General features: G+C 42.6%; 13 protein-coding genes. 11 read left to right on the forward strand and 2 right to left on the reverse strand.

Features of this window, described 5'->3' with window-relative positions:
- Positions 1–70: 70 nt before the first annotated feature.
- A complete protein-coding gene (locus G4P69_RS10475; protein ID WP_208340419.1) occupies positions 71–2,806 on the reverse strand; it encodes a valine--tRNA ligase in 2,736 nt (911 codons plus the stop codon).
- 157 nt (positions 2,807–2,963) lie between these two features.
- Here G4P69_RS10475 and G4P69_RS10480 point away from each other — a divergent pair, with 157 nt between their 5' ends.
- From G4P69_RS10480 to G4P69_RS10525, 10 genes are all read left to right on the forward strand, one after another.
- Positions 2,964–3,359, forward strand: a complete 396-nt coding sequence (locus tag G4P69_RS10480; RefSeq protein ID WP_208340420.1) for a hypothetical protein — start codon at positions 2,964–2,966, stop codon at positions 3,357–3,359.
- Positions 3,360–3,713: 354 nt separating this feature from the next.
- Positions 3,714–4,211 carry an HNH endonuclease gene (locus tag G4P69_RS10485; protein ID WP_208340421.1) on the forward strand — a complete coding sequence of 166 codons (498 nt, stop codon included), beginning with the start codon at positions 3,714–3,716 and terminating at the stop codon, positions 4,209–4,211.
- 581 nt (positions 4,212–4,792) lie between these two features.
- Complete coding sequence (locus G4P69_RS10490; RefSeq protein ID WP_310833786.1) at positions 4,793–6,052, forward strand: DHH family phosphoesterase; 1,260 nt, start codon at positions 4,793–4,795, stop codon at positions 6,050–6,052.
- Positions 6,053–6,067: 15 nt separating this feature from the next.
- Positions 6,068–6,562 carry a phosphohistidine phosphatase SixA gene (gene sixA, locus G4P69_RS10495; protein ID WP_208340423.1) on the forward strand — a complete coding sequence of 165 codons (495 nt, stop codon included), beginning with the start codon at positions 6,068–6,070 and terminating at the stop codon, positions 6,560–6,562.
- Between the two features lie 113 nt (positions 6,563–6,675).
- Positions 6,676–7,812 carry a citrate synthase gene (locus G4P69_RS10500; RefSeq protein ID WP_208340424.1) on the forward strand — a complete coding sequence of 379 codons (1,137 nt, stop codon included), beginning with the start codon at positions 6,676–6,678 and terminating at the stop codon, positions 7,810–7,812.
- A gap of 345 nt (positions 7,813–8,157) precedes the next feature.
- Positions 8,158–9,276 carry an NADH-quinone oxidoreductase subunit NuoH gene (nuoH, locus tag G4P69_RS10505; protein WP_208340425.1) on the forward strand — a complete coding sequence of 373 codons (1,119 nt, stop codon included), beginning with the start codon at positions 8,158–8,160 and terminating at the stop codon, positions 9,274–9,276.
- A gap of 78 nt (positions 9,277–9,354) precedes the next feature.
- Positions 9,355–9,936, forward strand: coding sequence for an NAD(P)H-quinone oxidoreductase subunit I (gene ndhI, locus G4P69_RS10510; RefSeq protein ID WP_208340426.1), 582 nt, complete (start codon positions 9,355–9,357; stop codon positions 9,934–9,936).
- Between the two features lie 58 nt (positions 9,937–9,994).
- Positions 9,995–10,606, forward strand: a complete 612-nt coding sequence (locus G4P69_RS10515) for an NADH-quinone oxidoreductase subunit J (RefSeq protein WP_208340427.1) — start codon at positions 9,995–9,997, stop codon at positions 10,604–10,606.
- 67 nt (positions 10,607–10,673) lie between these two features.
- Positions 10,674–10,979, forward strand: a complete 306-nt coding sequence (gene nuoK / locus G4P69_RS10520) for an NADH-quinone oxidoreductase subunit NuoK (protein ID WP_208340428.1) — start codon at positions 10,674–10,676, stop codon at positions 10,977–10,979.
- A 4-nt stretch (positions 10,980–10,983) separates the two neighbouring features.
- Positions 10,984–11,910 (forward strand): NAD(+) kinase, encoded by a 927-nt coding sequence (locus tag G4P69_RS10525; RefSeq protein ID WP_208340429.1) that lies wholly within the window; start codon positions 10,984–10,986, stop codon positions 11,908–11,910.
- A 40-nt stretch (positions 11,911–11,950) separates the two neighbouring features.
- On the opposite strand, the gene G4P69_RS10530 is transcribed toward G4P69_RS10525, so the two are convergent.
- Positions 11,951–16,240: a WD40 domain-containing protein gene (locus tag G4P69_RS10530; protein WP_208340430.1), complete on the reverse strand. Its 4,290-nt coding sequence runs from the start codon at positions 16,238–16,240 to the stop codon at positions 11,951–11,953.
- A 180-nt stretch (positions 16,241–16,420) separates the two neighbouring features.
- Between G4P69_RS10530 and G4P69_RS10535 the strand changes: the two genes are divergently transcribed.
- Positions 16,421–17,176: a hypothetical protein gene (locus tag G4P69_RS10535; protein WP_208340431.1), complete on the forward strand. Its 756-nt coding sequence runs from the start codon at positions 16,421–16,423 to the stop codon at positions 17,174–17,176.
- The last annotated feature ends 91 nt before the right edge of the window (positions 17,177–17,267 follow it).

Raw genomic sequence — 17,267 nt, forward strand, 5'->3', positions numbered from 1 at the left:
GCATGCTCATTCTGACTCCTGACTCCTGACTCCTGAATTCTTTTTTTAATTCTTAATTTTGAATTACCTATTATGTTAACTTACGTAGGCGATCGCGCAAGATTTCTGCTTGTTTAATAGCCTCTGCTAGAGTATCACGTGCTCCCTGTACAACCTCTGGTGGAGCTTGTTCTACAAAATTAGGTTTGCTTAACCTAGCATTGAGGGAATTAATTTCTGCTTCTATTTTGCTCAAACGTTTAGTGAGTTTAGCACTAAATGTCTTAATATCTACCACTCCCGCAAGAGGAATTAACACTTGTATCGTACCGACAACACCTGCAATAGCTTTTTCTGGATCGACTTCTGGCACATCTTTGACTATGGTTAAAGTCTCAACCTTTGCCAAATCTTTAATATAAGACTCTCCAGTGCTAATAATTTGCCTTTCTCTCTCGTTTTCGGTTTGTAAATTCACCGTTACTTTAGCTCCAGGCTTAACATCTGCTTCTTGTCGGAGATTGCGAATTGCTCGAATTGTTTCGATCAGCAAATCAAATTGTTCTTCTAACTCTTGGTCAATTAGGTCTGTTTCACTAGTTGGATAGGGTTGTAAAGATAAACTTTGTTTAGAATCTGCTGGTTGCTGAGTCAGAGTATGCCAAATTTCCTCAGTAATGTGAGGCATGAAGGGATGAAGTAGTTTTAGAATACCTTCTAATATATAGGCAAGGGTTTGTTGTGCAACTCTCTGAGATTCAGGATCAGCGTTTTGTTGCAGACGAGATTTCACCAGTTCAATATACCAATCGCAGAAGTCACCCCAAATGAATTCGTATAATCCCTTTGCTGCTTCCCCTAATCCATAATTATCTATATAATTATGGGTTTGTTTGACAACTTTATGGTAGCGAGAGAGAATCCAGCGATCGCTTAACTCAAGGGATTGAATATCAGGGTTATACTCTTGGGAAGAATCTCCCAAATTCATCATCACGAATCTGGCTGCATTCCACAACTTGTTAGCAAAATTGCGAGAAGCTTCTACAGATGACGATTCGTCTGTCTTACGATTGTATTCTAGGCGGATATCTTGACCTGCTCCTGCTACTTCCTTAACTAAGGTGTAGCGCAAAGCATCAGTACCATACTTATCAATTAAAACCAGTGGATCAATCCCATTACCAGCACTCTTAGACTGCTTCTTACCATTTTCATCAAGTACCAGCCCGTGGATATAAACTGTTTCAAAAGGTATTTGATTGGTAAAATGGCTAGCCATCATAGTCATTCTAGCGACCCAGAAAAAGATGATGTCGAAACCAGTTACCAATGTAGTAGTTGGATAGTAGGTTTCTAAATCCTGAGTTTTTTCTGGCCATCCTAAAGTTGAAAATGGCCAAAGTCCAGAGGAGAACCAAGTATCGAGTACATCTGGATCCCTTTCTATCTTGACATTTTCTCCAAATTGTGATTTTGCTTTTTCGAGGGCTTCTTCTTCTGACTTTGCTACAACAAATGGTGTGTTATCGGCTATTTTCCCATTAGTTTCGCTCTTTACGTACCAAGCAGGAATTTGGTGACCCCACCACAATTGACGGGAGATACACCAATCTTTAATTTTCAGTAACCAATCACGATAGACTTTTGTCCAGCGTTGAGGGACAAACTCTGGAGAGTTTTTCTCTTCGAGGAATAAGAGTGTCTTTTGTGCTAAAGGACGAATTTTAACGAACCACTGTGTAGAGAGTAGGGGTTCTACGGGGACTTTACCGCGATCGCTATAAGGTACGCTATGCTCATAATCTTCCACTTTTACAAGAACACCATCTGCTTCCAAGCGAGCAACCACATTCTTGCGCGCTACAAAACGGTCTTGTCCTTGAAATGGCCCAGCATTTTCATTAAGAGTGCCGGTTTTATTCATAATATTAATAAACGGCAAATTGTGACGCTGACCCATTTCAAAATCATTATTGTCGTGCGCAGGTGTTACCTTGACACAACCTGTTCCAAAAGTAGGATCAACCAACTCATCAGCAATAATCGGGATCTCTCTATTCATAATTGGCAAAGTCAAAGTTTTGCCAATTAAGTGCTTATAGCGTTCATCGTTAGGATTTACCGCTACCGCAGTATCACCAAGCATTGTTTCTGGTCGTGTTGTGGCGACTTCTACGTAACCAGAATGATCCGAAAGTGGATAACGGAAGTGCCAAAGATTACCCTTGACTACCTTATTTTCTACCTCTACATCAGACACAGCAGACTGAGTTGCTGGACACCAGTTCACCAAGTACTCACCCCGATAAATTAACCCTTCTTCGTAAAGGTGAACAAAGGCTTCTAAAACCGCTTTAGATAAACCCTCATCTAGGGTAAATCGTTCTCTAGACCAATCTACAGAAACACCCAAGCGTCGCAGCTGATTAACAATACTCCCTCCTGATTCCGCTTTCCACTGTCTAGCACGTTCCAAAAACTTCTCACGTCCTAATTCGTAGCGCGTTTTACCCTCAGACTTGAGTTGCTTTTCTAACATTGTATGAACGGCAATGCTAGCATGGTCAGTTCCAGGTAGCCAAAGCGTATTGCGTCCTTTCATCCTGTGGTAGCGCACGAGAACATCAATCAACGCACTCTCGAAAGCGTGTCCCATGTGCAGACTACCTGTAACGTTAGGCGGCGGAATTACAATACAGTAGGGTTCACCACCACCTTTAGGATCAGCTTTGTAGATTTGGTTTTCTTCCCAAAACTTTTGCCACTTGGCTTCTGTGGAAAAGGGTTCGTAAAGACTAGGGAGGTTTGTCGGTGTTGCGTTCATGCTGGGAAAATTAAGTTCGGAAAGACTTTTATAAATTTTGCCACAAGCTTGAACAGAGCAAAGGGTATTTTGCTAGTTTTCTCGTGCTTTATATGTTGTGGCGTTAGGCTACCGCTTAGCGGACAAGATATAATGTTAACAATATATTTTATTTTGTATGAATATTCAGATAACTATTAACTTACCTGAAAGTTTAGTTGCATCTGCCCAGCGTCTTGGAGAAGCTACAGCACGGGAATTATCAGACGTCCTGGTTGATACTCTAGAAATAGTATTGCCTACCTTCGATAATCTCTCAGAAATGGGCATTAATTCAGAAATTGGCCATATTTCTGATAACGAAGTCCTCGAATTAGCTAATTTAAAAATGGATGCAGTACAAAACCAACGTTTAGGAGAACTGCAAGCTAAGGGAAAAAATACTGGCTTGACAGTAGCAGAACGCTATGAACTATTAACTTTAATGTCTATTTATCAAATCGGGCAACTAAGAAAATCAGAAAGTTTAGCGGAAGCAGTGAGGCGGGGCGTAAGACTTCCTTTCTCTCCATGAGTTTTCTGTCTGAAACCATACGGCAAAAGGTTAGAGAACGAGCAGGCAATCGCTTTCGAATATTGTCTCAACTATCAAGACTATATTATGGGCAGATTGCAGATTGATCATATACAACATTCAAACTGACACATCTGGGTACTGCCAGTCTCAGTGGTATTGCTATTGATCCGGTGATGAAGCGCCGCACACTACTGAGAGAGAGTAGATTTACTCATAAATCGACGAGAGTTATTAAACAGTTAATAGCCTGCTTTTTGTTGACTTTTAGCGGAAGTATAATTTATCGTAATATTTGAATTCACGTCGATTCGTGTTAATATATGTAAAATTAATACCTTCGAGCGTTGATCAATGGTGAAGGTTTTAGTTCTAAACGCCTCTTACGAACCGCTCAATATCACGAGCTGGCGGCGAGCCGTGGTGTTGTTGATTAAGGGTAAAGCTGAACGGGTAGAATTTAATAACAAGCAACTCTACTCCGACTTCCCTCTGCCAACTGTGATTCGGCTTCGCCATTATGTGCGTGTTCCTTATAAAGAAATTCCTCTGACTCGCCGAAATATATTGCACCGTGATGGACACACTTGTCAATATTGCGGCTACACAGGGGATGATCTGACATTGGACCACGTAATACCGCGATCGCGAGGTGGCGGAGATACTTGGGAGAACATTGTTACAGCTTGCGTCCGCTGCAATGTTCACAAAGGTAGCCGCACACCTCATGAAGCCCATATGCTGTTACGTCATTCACCCCGAAGACCTTACAGCAGCTTGTATTTTGAGGTTACTAAACATCTCAAAACTGGAATGCACCAAGAATGGCAAAAATATGTTATCGGTCTTTAGCTCTTTGTGATCTACTTAGGAGAAACAAAATTCCTTATTATTAGGTAATTTTATTTAACTAAGTGAAGAAGCAAGTGAACTCCGAAGCTTATCGACGCTCTGGCATCTCATAAGCTCCTAGATTTTCATGCGATTTCTTAACCGACCAAGTCACTATAGCATAAAGTGACGCTAGCACAAACAATTATTTTTCGAGGGAGCAGGGAGCAGGGGGAGCGAGTAGAGACTCAGTCCTTAATACCCCATGCCCCATGCCCCATGCCCCATGCCCAGAATCTTTGTTGCGTCCGTCAGGATGCCGTGTTATAGTATATTAATCAGTATGAAGAAGTAAAGACCTACTCGGGAACTACGAGTAAGTCCAAGCCCAAAGTATTGTAAGGTGGGAAAACTAGTGCATTGCCCTAGTGGCAAAAATGGAGAGCATTCTGCTCTTAAGGTATTACCTCATAGAGCGACTGTTAAGCCCGCATAGTACAGCCCCAGAACCTTAATAAATAATAGGGATATTAAAACCATAAAGTCACATAATCATCTCCGTTTCCTTGATCACGGAGAGCCTTAACCTATTGAATTATTTTGTGAGTCAGTTTGAAAACTTAGCTTTAACAACAGTCCCAAATCTAGATAATGCTGAAGTAGACCATGAGCTTGTTGATGTTTCATCCAAGCAATCTGTTGTAGGGTTAACAGGTGAGACTAGTTCTGTTGCTCAGCGTCATAATTCATGGGTAAATCAGAAGTCAGAAGAACTGCGTCATACACTTATCTCGCATAAACATGACCGACAGTTGGTTATATTGCAAGATTTTCCTGACCCTGATGCTTTGTCTTCTGCTTGGGCTTACCAGTTAATTGCTCAACAATACGATATAAAATGCGACATCGTATATGCCGGGACTTTGAGTCACCAAGAAAATATTGCATTAGTAAAACTCACTAGTTTACCTGCTCAGCGATGGACACTACAAACTCTTAAGAGTAAGGATTTATCCTCTTATCAAGGTTTTGTATTGATTGATAATCAAGGCACAACCTCTGGACTAGTACCTATAGTACAACAAGCAGGAGTTCCACTACTCGTGGTCGTTGATCATCACAATATACAAGGAGATTTAAAGTCAGAGTTTCTTGACATACGTCCTTCTGTACGAGCAACAGCAACAATTTTTACACAATATTTGCAGTCAGGTTTACTGAGTTTAGATGGTAGCATTAATCAACACGTAAAATGTGCAACTGCCTTAATGCACGGTTTGCGATCAGACACAAACAGGCTGATGCAAGCCCAAGAAGAAGATTTTATGGCGGCGGCGTATCTGAGTAGATTTTATGACACTCAACTGTTGAATGCTGTGCTACAAGCGACTCGTTCTAAGCGGGTGATGGATGTGATTGAGCGATCGCTCAAAAACCGTACCGTACAAAATAACTTTTCCATTGCTGGTGTTGGATACTTGCGCTACGATGACCGAGATGCCATCCCCCAAGCGGCAGATTTTCTAGTGACAGAAGAAAACGTTCACACGGCGGTGGTTTACGGCATTGTTCACGATGAAGATGACGAACTAGAAGTCGTCGTTGGTTCCCTAAGAACAAGCAAACTTACTCTTGACCCTGATGAGTTTATTAAAGAAGCTTTTGGGCAAGATAGCAGTGGGCGGTTTTTCGGTGGTGGAAGAACAAGCGCAGGTGGATTTGAAATTCCTATGGGTTTCTTATCTGGTAGTAACGAAAACTCTGCTTATGCGAAGATGAAATGGGAAGTTTTCGATACTCAAATCAAGCAGAAGCTACTACGGCTGGTGAATCCTAAAGATAATCCGATACATCAAGAGTAGGGGGCATGGGGCAATATGGAGCTTTATTTAATTCGTCATGGGATTGCTGAGGAGAGCGCGCCTGGAATTAAAGATGAGGAGAGGGCTCTTACTAAAGAAGGACGACAAAAGACAGAGAAAGTTGCTAAGGAACTAAAAAAGTTAAATTTGTCTTTTGATTTGATTGCTAGTAGTCCTTTAGTGCGTGCTTATCAAACAGCGGAAATTCTCATAGAGACTGGACTAAGTTCTCATTTAGAGGAATGCCTCCACCTTGCTCCTGATGGTGATATTCACAGTTGGATCGCACAGTGGCTAGAACCAAGAAAGTATTCACCCGAAACTCAACTAGCTTTAGTTGGACATGAACCAAATCTTAGTAGTTGGGCTCAGATGCTGGTGTGGGGTCAAGCCCACGCAGGCATAGTTTTGAAAAAAGCAGGTATGATTGGGATAAAACTACCAGAAAAAGTATCTCCCTTGGGGCGTAGTCAAATGTTCTGGTTGACCTCACCCAAGTATTTGCTCTAACAGTTTGTCAATATTTCTTTATGAATTCTCGAGAGAACGGATACTGTTATGCGCCACAACAATTTCTGGTAATTTAGCTTCAACAAATCTTTCTACAAACAGATGGTGTTGCCATGATAGTGTGCGAGTTCAGACCTGGTTTGGAGGACATTCCCGCAGCCCAATCCAGTATTAGCGATGTCGATGGGCATAAGGGAATATTAGAATATCGTGGCATTCGGATTGAAGAACTAGCAGAAAACAGCACATTTCTGGAAACTGCTTATCTTCTAATTTGGGGTGCATTGCCTACAGCCGACCAGTTAACGTCCTTTGAGCAAGAAGTTCGTGAACACAGACGGATTAAATATCGCATCCGTGACATGATGAAATGCTTTCCAGAAAGCGGTCACCCAATGGATGCTTTGCAAGCCTCTGCTGCTGCTTTGGGCTTATTTTATTCCCGCCGGGACTTGCATAACCCGATTTACATTCGAGATGCTGTGGTTCGCTTATTAGCAAACATACCTACAATGGTAGCGGCATTTCAGTTGATGCGTAAAGGTAACGACCCAGTACCCCCTCATGACGAGCTAGATTACTCTGGAAACTTTCTCTACATGCTCAATGAGAAACAACCAGACCCGCTGGCGGCGCGAATTTTTGATGTATGCTTGATACTTCATGCAGAACACACAATGAATGCTTCTACCTTTAGCGCTAGGGTAACGGCTTCTACTCTTACTGACCCTTATGCAGTGGTTGCAAGCGCAGTAGGAACTTTGGGAGGACCGTTACATGGTGGAGCCAATGAAGAAGTTATTCAGATGTTGGAAGAAATCGGCTCAGTAAAAAATGTGGTTCCTTACATTGAGGATTGTCTCCAACGTAAAGCAAAAATTATGGGCTTTGGGCATCGTGTGTACAAAGTGAAAGATCCACGCGCTACGATCCTACAAAACTTAGCGGAACAGCTATTTGCAAAATTTGGGCACGACAAATACTATGACATCGCTCAAGAAATTGAACGGGTCGTAGAGGAAAAATTAGGTGGCAAAGGGATTTATCCTAATGTTGACTTTTATTCTGGTTTGGTGTATAGAAAGTTGGGAATTCCCACAGACTTGTTTACACCAGTATTTGCGATCGCCCGTGTTGCCGGTTGGCTAGCACATTGGAAAGAACAACTAGCAGAAAACCGGATTTTCCGTCCTACTCAGGTTTATAACGGTCACCACAACCTTCCGTATAAACCGATTGAGCAGCGTTAGAACAGGAGGGAGGAGAGAACAATCAAAATTAAAAATTGGCAAAATAGTTTTTAACTATGGTTCAGTCGAAACTCCCCTCCCTCCGTCACTTTCTAAGAATTTTATTAATGAATTTCAAGTAATCCTAAACGATATACTAAACAAGGAGTCAGAAGTCAGGAGTCAGGAATCAGAATTAATTTCGCTATTGGTGTAAATCCAAGGGCGAGGTTTAAGACCCCGTGAGGACGGTAGGAATTTAAACCCTTCATTCATCTAGCAGTAAGAGATAATTCATGACCCTATTCTGACTCCTGGCTGCTAACTCCTGAATTCTCTTGTATTAATGCCTTTGAAAGCGAAAACATGAATCAAGGAATTGATCTGCAAGGAACTTTTATTAAATCCCTGATGGATTTAGGGCTACCATCTGGCACAGCCAAAGCAATTTGGATGCCAGTACCAATGATATTAATGATTATTGGTGCCACTGTAGGGGTGTTAGTTTGCACTTGGTTAGAAAGGAAAATTTCAGCAGCAGCACAGCAGAGGATTGGTCCCGAATACATTGGTCCTGCTGGGTTGCTTGCTCCTGTAGCGGATGGTCTCAAGCTTGTTTTTAAAGAAGATGTGGTACCAGCCAAATCCGATTCCTTGCTGTTTACCCTAGGTCCAATCATTGTTGTAATTCCAGTGTTTCTGTCCTTTTTGATTGTGCCGTTTGGACAGAATCTGGTGATTACAGATGTTGGTATGGGAGTATTCCTGTGGATTTCTTTGTCGAGCGTTCAACCTATAGGCTTGTTGATGGCAGGCTACGCATCCAATAACAAATATTCTTTGTTGGGTGGTTTGCGGGCTGCTGCGCAGTCAATTAGTTACGAAATTCCGTTAGCGCTAGCAGTATTGGCGATCGCGATGATGTCTAACAGCCTCAGCACCGTTGACATTGTCAATCAGCAATCTGGCTATGGAATTTTGGGTTGGAACGTTTGGCGACAACCAGTTGGTTTCATCATCTTTTGGATAGCAGCGCTTGCTGAATGTGAACGATTACCATTTGACTTACCAGAAGCAGAAGAAGAACTAGTGGCTGGTTATCAGACTGAGTACGCTGGCATGAAATTTGGTCTGTTCTACCTTGGTTCTTACGTCAACTTGGTACTTTCTGCCTTGTTGGTATCAGTTCTATACTTAGGTGGTTGGGATTTTCCTATTCCTATTAGCCTAATAGCTGGCTGGTTGGGTGTTAGTGAAGCTAATCCGGTGTTGCAGATCGTCGACGCCTCGTTAGGAATCACGATGACCATCCTCAAAGCCTATTTCCTCGTATTTCTAGCAATTCTATTACGTTGGACAGTACCCCGCGTTCGCATCGACCAATTGTTAGATTTAGGATGGAAGTTTTTGCTGCCAGTTGGTTTGGTAAACTTACTATTGACCGCAGCGCTGAAACTAGCCTTTCCTTTTGCCTTTGGAGGTTAAAGGTATTTTAGATTTTAGATTTTGGATTAATTCTGAAGTCTAAAATCCAAAATCCAATATTCAAGAGAGAGAGACACAATGCTAAAGTTCCTCAAGCAAATTGGTGATTACGCCAAAGAAACAATACAAGCTGGTCGTTATATTGGTCAAGGGCTGTCTGTCACCTTCGACCATATGCAGCGCCGTCCTATTACTGTGCAATATCCTTACGAGAAACTTATCCCTGGTGAACGGTTTCGGGGTAGAATTCACTTTGAGTTTGATAAGTGTATCGCTTGTGAAGTCTGTGTCCGAGTTTGCCCAATTAACCTACCAGTAGTAGATTGGGAATTTGACAAAGCTAGTAAAAAGAAAAAGCTTAATCACTACAGTATTGACTTTGGAGTTTGTATCTTCTGTGGTAACTGTGTGGAGTATTGTCCAACCAACTGTTTATCAATGACAGAAGAATACGAGCTTTCGACCTATGATCGCCATGAGCTGAATTATGATAGCGTGGCACTAGGACGTCTACCATACAAGGTAACAGATGACCCAATGGTTACGCCATTGCGCGAGCTAGTTTACCTACCCAAAGGGGTTATGGAACCCCATGGTGTACCCGCTGATGCACCTCGCCCTGGCGCGCGACCAGAAGATCTTGTACAGCAAGAAAAGTAAACGTTAGTGAGTTAGAAGGAAAACTAACAATTAACAATTAATAAAGGACAATAGACAAGTGAATTTAGCGGATGGAGTACAGGTAGTTTCATTTGGCATATTGGCTGTGATGATGATTGGTGCAGCACTGGGTGTGGTGCTATTAGACAACATCGTTTATTCTGCTTTTTTGCTAGGAGGTGTGTTCGCCAGCATTTCTGGGTTGTACCTTCTGCTAAATGCTGATTTTGTAGCAGCAGCACAATTGCTAATTTATGTTGGTGCGGTTAACGTGCTGATTTTGTTTGCCATTATGTTGGTGAACAAACGCCAAAATTTTGTGCCTTTTCCAACTGCTTGGATACGTAAAGCATTAACGGCTCTTGTCAGTTTGGGATTGTTTGCGCTATTAAGCACGATGGTTTTAACAACACCTTGGTCACAGTCAAATGCTATCCCTACAAACAATCCAATAGTTTTGATTGGTGAACATTTCTTCAGCGACTTTCTACTGCCTTTTGAACTAGCTTCCGTTTTGCTACTCATGGCAATGGTAGGGGCGATAATTTTGGCGCGTCGCGAGTATTTACCAGATCAGGTATTATCTCCAGACAAACAACCAGTTTTGACCTTAGCAGAACGCCCCAAAGAACTAGTATCAGTAGGCGATGCTAGCCGTAATATTCAGTAATTTTGTTAACAGTTAACAGCTAACAGTTAACTGTTAACAAATAACCAACAACTAGTAACCAACAACTATGTCACTCCAGTATTTTCTTTTATTAGCAGCAGCCTTATTTTGCATTGGTATCTATGGTTTGATCACCAGCCGTAACGCAGTGCGGGTGTTGATGTCAATTGAATTGCTGCTTAACGCCATTAATTTAAATTTGATGGCGTTTTCTAATTTTCTAGACCCAACACTGATTAAGGGTCAAGTTTTCACCATATTTATTATCACCGTAGCGGCAGCTGAAGCAGCAGTCGGTTTGGCGATCGTGCTGGCTATTTATCGCAACCGTGATACTGTCGATATGGAGCAGTTTAACCTCCTCAAATGGTAGTTCCGTGGAACTGAAGCATGTAATCATTGCTTATAAAGCACGAGATTCTCAAGCGAAACGCTGGGCAGAAATTTGTGCTAAGCAACTCGAAAATCGCCATTGCCAGGTTTTGATCGGACCGAGTGGACCAAAAGATAACCCGTATCCGGTGTTTTTGGCTTCAGCGAGTCAACCAATTGATCTGGCTCTGGTGCTTGGTGGTGATGGCACTGTTTTAACCAGTGCAAGACATTTAGCCCCAGCTGGCATACCCATTTTAGGCGTAAATGTGGGTGGTCATCTGGGCTTTTTAACTGAATCGGTAGAGGAATTTCAGGATACAGAGCGAGTTTGGGATAGGTTGACTGAGGATCGCTATGCTGTTCAAAGGCGAATGATGTTAAAAGCCTCAGTCTTTGAAGGTAATAGCACAAATTTAGATCCGGTGAGTGAGCGTTATCTCGCCTTGAATGAAATGTGTGTCAAACCTGCTTCTGCTGATCGTATGATCACTTCTATTTTAGAGATGGAAATAGATGGTGAAGTGATCGATCAGTATGTGGGAGATGGATTGATCGTTTCTACGCCAACAGGCTCCACAGGTTACACCGTTTCTGCCAATGGTCCAATCTTGCACGATGGTATGGAAGCTATAACCGTCACTCCTATTTGTCCAATGAGTCTTTCTAGTCGCCCCATTGTATTACCTCCAGGTTGCGTGGTTAGCATCTGGCCTTTGGGTGATTACGATTTGAGTACTAAATTGTGGATGGATGGTGTATTAGCAACTTCAATTTGGCCTGGACACCGTGTTGATGTACGAACAGCAAATTGTTGGGCTAAGTTTATCATTATGCGAGAAAACAATTCTTACTATAAAACCTTGCGGGAGAAATTACACTGGGCAGGAACTAGGGTTCACTACAGTCATCATCTGCAAAATGGGAAATGATGAGGAGTGGGGAGTGCGGGGTGGCAAATTTCTCCCCTGTTCAACACTCTTCTATTGCTCCCAGTAATTTCAGCGTGTCTTTTTGATTGCTCGTTAAACCCCGGACACGAGTAATGACTAAACCTTCGTAGAGACTAGGTACTGCAAGGGTTTTCGTACACTCTCCAGATGTAATATCCCAAAGCTTGATTTTTGAATCTTCACCACCACTAGTCAGAGTTTTATCGTCGGGACTAAAAGTAACTGATCTCACGCGATCGCCATGTCCCTCTAGTGTTTTTTGGCACTCTCCAGTATCTATACGCCACAGTTTTACTGTTTGATCGTCACTTCCGCTAGCAATAAATTGATTAGCAAAACTGAAGGCTACTGATCTAACTGAGCTAGTGTGTCCCTCCAAAACTTTTAAGGGTTTGCCCGTCTTGGTATCCCAGAGTCGTACTATCTTGTCATCGCCAGCACTGGCTAGTGTCTGACCATCTGGACTAAAAGCAACTGACCATAGTCGACTGGTGTGTCCTTTTAGGATTTTTCGGCATTTTCCAGTACGAACATTCCATAAACTTACAGTTTGATCTTCACCAGCGCTGGCTAGTGTCTGACCATCTGGGCTAAAAGCCACCGTCCATACCCATTGGGATTGGGGATTACTATCTGTAAGAGTTTTGAGACAATGGCCAGTGCTAATATCCCATAATTTTACAGAATCGTCACCAGCACTGGCGATGAGCTGACCATCCGGACTGAAAACAACTGACTGTACCCAGCTAGTATGCCCTATGAGAGTTTTTAGACACTGACCAGTGCTAATATTCCACAGCTTAACAGTGTGATCGCTACTACTAGTAGCTAAAGCTTCACCATCGGGACTAAAAGTAACTGACCATACTCGACTAGTGTGCCCCCTTAGAATCTTGAAATTTTGACCAGTGTTGATATTCCACAGTCTGACGCTCTCGTCATCGCCAGCACTAGCTAAGGTCTGAGTATCTGGGCTGAATGCAACTGATTGAACTGAGTCACTATATCCCCTGAGCGTTTTAAAAGATTTCCCAGCCTTGACATCCCACAAATTTACAGTACGGTTACTGCCACTAGCTAGAGCCGCTCCATCAGGACTGAAGGCAACTGTTCTCACTTGCGCAGAATCTTCAGATATACTAGAAACTCCACCAAAAGTTTTAATACATTGATAGGTATCGACCTGCCATAAACGGATAACTTGATCCTCACCACTACTTGCTAAGATGCGCCCATCTGGGCTAAAAGAAACTGACCACACATGATCGGTATGCTCTGTTAGGGTTTCCAGACATCCTCCAGTGCTAACATTCCACAATTTTATAGTATGGTCATCACCGCCACTGGCTATCAGTTGACCATTTGGACTGAAAGCTACTGACCTGACTCGCCCTGTATGTCCCTGCAAAGGTACGCCTGGTTTACCGGTGCTAACATTCCACAATTTTACAGTATCCTTCTCATCGCCAGTGGCGATGATCTGACCATCAGGACTGAAGGCAACTGATAGCACCTGGCTATCATTTTTCCACGATTTAAGGCAGTGCCCATTGTTGACATCCCACAATCTCACCATACAATCGCCGCCGCCACTAACCAAAGTTGCTCCATCCCGACTGAAAGCTACTGACCATACCCAATCAGTGTGTTGTTCTAGCGTTTTGAGACACTGTCTAGTGCTAACGTCCCAAAGTTTTATCGTATGGTCTTCACTACCACTGGCGATTAATTTTCCATCAGGACTAAAAGTGACTGAGCGCACCCAACCATTATGTTTTCCGTTGCAGGTCATAATTTGCTCAGTGTTTGCAAGCTGACATAAATGAATTCGACCGTCAGCATCACCTATAGCCAAGATACTGTTATCTGGAGTATATGCTACAGATAAAACGTTACCAAATCTCCAAGCAAAAGTAGAACCAGTCAGAATAGCATCTGTAAGATTGACGTGACGTAACCTGGAATCGGTAGAGTCCGCAAAATCGCCTTCCAAAATTACAGCGCGGGTGAGATCTCGTCCTTCAAGAGCGGTTAAATCAAGTTTTGCCAGAAGCGTTATAACGTTGCTGCCAACAGATCCAACCTCCTTTTCTGATCTTCCTTTCGTTGCCTCAAGAACATCCAGTAAATGATTTATACTAGCTTCTACTGGTTCAAGCATCGGCACCAGAAAATTAGTAAGGAGTGCTTCTATTTTCTCTACTTTGTAGAGACCGAATGTTTTGCTAAGGTTCTCCAGCGATTCGTAAGAAAACGACAGAAGAGGAGCAGTAGAAACTATGTTCCCTCCTTGATCGCGCTCATGTTGAAAATAAGATGACCAAGTATAGTTTTGTGACTGAGAACTTGTACTTAAATGCACTTTTTTTTGAGCTAATTGCGTAAAATCAGGAGCTAACGTACCTAATTCGGCTGCAAACTTATAGGCAACAAAAAATTCTAGGAGCGATCTATGAGCAAAGGTATAATCTCCATCCGTGTTCCGAATCAGCATGGTCTGCCCCATCATATCGTAATGCCAGTGATCTAAGTCTTTCTCCTCCTGCACAAAAGCACCAAACAAACGACGGATGTGATCAGGAAATAGCCGATAATTTAGACTCATCTGACGGGTAGAATACATTTCCCAAGCCAATTCACACAGGAAGTAAACCTTATCTGCTAGTGACGTAAATGTGCGTTCTGCCTTAATATCCCGTTCCATCTTGCGCTGAACTGCGTACAAATATACCCGTGCTATGTCCACAGGCTTGCCTGCTTTGATGTCTGGAAGTGCTTCCACAATCAACTTCATCATTACCGGGCGGCTTGCTAAATCTAATAGTTCCGCATTATCACTATCTATGACTTGCTCGACAACCTCTGGTTCTCCCCCCTGCAATAGTAGCAGTTTCTTCATTTGGGTCTTGGTTAACTTCTCCAGTTCTAACACCTCAAACTGCGGTGTTTCTCCCGTCAAGCTGGCAGTAGATGCTTTCAACTCGGCATTTAGTAATGCCCACCCTTCCTTAGCCTCTGGAAAATGCTCTTTACGACAGGTAAGGATAACCTTTGCCCCTGGCACCACTACCTTTGCCAGTTCCCAGAAGTTATTGATCATCTCTTGACGATTAATTCTAGCTGCCATTTCATCAAAGCCATCGAAGATCAGCAGCAATTTGCCCATGCGGTTAAGTTGCTCAAAGGCAGAATACCCAGGTAACGGAATTTCGTGCTTACGGAAAAAGAATTCCGAAAATAGTGACTCTACACTAACAGCTTTAGCATAGTCTCGTAACTGAATTACTAATGGCAGGCGTGGGCGTTGAGTGCCCCGTTCTTTGGCTTGTTGATATCGCTTCAAAGCAACCCAGGCGTAGTGCAAAGCAAACCAGGTTTTGCCTGTACCAAATTCCCCCAAAATCGACAGGTGTTCCTTCGACGGATCATCAAGCCAACGATCCACATACCCATCAATCCCGCCTTCTGCTTCGGCATAATGACTTATACCTATGTTCTGCTTAGTAACCGGATCAAACTCTTCCTTCATACATACCAGGGGTACATATACCCGGTTAATACCTCGGTTTTGAATCTCACCTTCTAACCAGTTGAGGTAGCCACTGAAGTCAGCAGACTCGTCGAGCAACTCATCTAACGTGTAGCAATAAAGGAGCGGGTTTTCATGCTTTTTCGCTTCCTTGAGGCAGGCTGGACTAATTCGACACTCGGCAATTAATAAGCCTGCATGAGTTTTGTGTTGACCAACAGACTGACGCAATGCCATCAAATCTCCAAGATTTGCCTCACCAACAGTTCCCCGCACTAGCACCCGCTCATATTTCAACCATACTGGAATCTTGATAATCCACTCAAAATATTTTTTTTCCAAAACTTCATATTGCTCAAATTCGTAATTTAATGCTTTAAACCAATCTCGCATTTTTTTTGCAAGTTTTTGGAGATCTGATTCCATTACAGTATGGCTTTGCTCTTCGGAAATTTCTACTGCCTGGACAAGTTTGTCTGGAGTAGCAGGAGTCAAAAGTTGAAATTGAGCAGATTCCTCTTGAAGTTGCTTAAACTGCTCACGTAAAACACTTCTGAGAAGCTCATCTTTTCCTTTTCCCCTCCCACCTTGAATCGCGAACTTTTTATACACTTCTCCCATGCGTTTAAGGCAGGCTGCCTCAGATATTTTCAGGCGCTCTGCAATCTCCTTATTAGACAGGTTGTCTATAAACTTCAGCAGGAACACCTCCTGCTGCTCTTGAGTCAGGTTTTTATTTTTAGCAGAATTAACCAGGAAGTCATGCTCAAACTCAACCATAGAAACCTATCTTGCTACTCAATCTGAGAACATCGAAGGGTAAGATCACAACCCTATAATAACGGTTCTAATAAGAAATGAGCCTATAAACTCATTTAATGAGTATGAAACTTTATTTAATAGAAGTTATGGTACAGTGGGCATGGCATGGAACGCGGAAGTGTAAAAATCAGAACCTACATGAAAGTTCAATCTGTTAAAGATACGTTTTCTAGTATAATGAGCAAGCTTTATGAAGCTCATTTACCATCGAAGCATCCGTTCTTTCATCAATTAGCTTCATTTACCCATAGTAAACTTCCCTCTTCAGATCTTCTTGGGGAGTTATATATTAGGTATCAGGCAGCTTGTCATGCTACTCGTGTGATGGTCTATCACCTACCACATCTTGATCGCCCTGACTGGCGCGTTCGCAAATGCAGTATTATCAAGGATGATGACAGTGGAGAAATACATCACTACCAACTAAAAAATGCCTTTGCTCACATTGGGGCTGACATTGTTGAGGATGAGAAGTTTGGCAGTTTGAACAAATTGCAGACAATCCTCGATCCTGTGACAGCTGGTTTTGTCTATTCAGTTCAGAATTTATACCCACAATCGCTTGGTCCTTGGTGTGTGATTGAGATGTTTGCAGACGATTGGATGCGAGCGTTAATGAACAGCTTGTCAAATTGCTTCCCTTCAATCACAGAAGAACCATACTTTGCTGACTGCTTGGATCAAGGTATAGAACAACGTCATGCTCAAGAAGCGTTAGATCTAACAGGTGAAGTGTTAGTTTCTTCGCCGGATTTATTGGAACAAACAATAGAAGATGCACACAAGATGGCTGTAGAACTAGATAAATTTTGGTCTGGTTTACAAAACTTATTGACGGAGCATGAGTTGAAGCTAGGGCTTACGCACTGTACAAACGAATATCTTGTGCATTAACGAAAATTCGTCGTTTCAGGCTTTAAACAATGATCTGAGGGATAATAGCGTAGGCGTAGCCCGCCGCAGGCATCGCCAAAAAAGTGCCGAA

This window comes from Aetokthonos hydrillicola CCALA 1050 (assembly GCF_017591665.1).
GTDB lineage: Bacteria > Cyanobacteriota > Cyanobacteriia > Cyanobacteriales > Nostocaceae > Aetokthonos > Aetokthonos hydrillicola.

Bases quoted from the DNA above. Each gene is read 5' to 3' on its own strand.
- G4P69_RS10475 (WP_208340419.1), bottom strand. From the start codon at position 2,806: ATGAACGCAACACCGACAAACCTCCCTAGTCTTTACGAACCCTTTTCC.
- G4P69_RS10480 (WP_208340420.1), top strand. From the start codon at position 2,964: ATGAATATTCAGATAACTATTAACTTACCTGAAAGTTTAGTTGCATCT.
- G4P69_RS10485 (WP_208340421.1), top strand. From the start codon at position 3,714: ATGGTGAAGGTTTTAGTTCTAAACGCCTCTTACGAACCGCTCAATATC.
- sixA (WP_208340423.1), top strand. From the start codon at position 6,068: ATGGAGCTTTATTTAATTCGTCATGGGATTGCTGAGGAGAGCGCGCCT.
- G4P69_RS10500 (WP_208340424.1), top strand. From the start codon at position 6,676: ATGATAGTGTGCGAGTTCAGACCTGGTTTGGAGGACATTCCCGCAGCC.
- nuoH (WP_208340425.1), top strand. From the start codon at position 8,158: ATGAATCAAGGAATTGATCTGCAAGGAACTTTTATTAAATCCCTGATG.
- ndhI (WP_208340426.1), top strand. From the start codon at position 9,355: ATGCTAAAGTTCCTCAAGCAAATTGGTGATTACGCCAAAGAAACAATA.
- nuoK (WP_208340428.1), top strand. From the start codon at position 10,674: ATGTCACTCCAGTATTTTCTTTTATTAGCAGCAGCCTTATTTTGCATT.
- G4P69_RS10530 (WP_208340430.1), bottom strand. From the start codon at position 16,240: ATGGTTGAGTTTGAGCATGACTTCCTGGTTAATTCTGCTAAAAATAAA.
- G4P69_RS10535 (WP_208340431.1), top strand. From the start codon at position 16,421: ATGAAAGTTCAATCTGTTAAAGATACGTTTTCTAGTATAATGAGCAAG.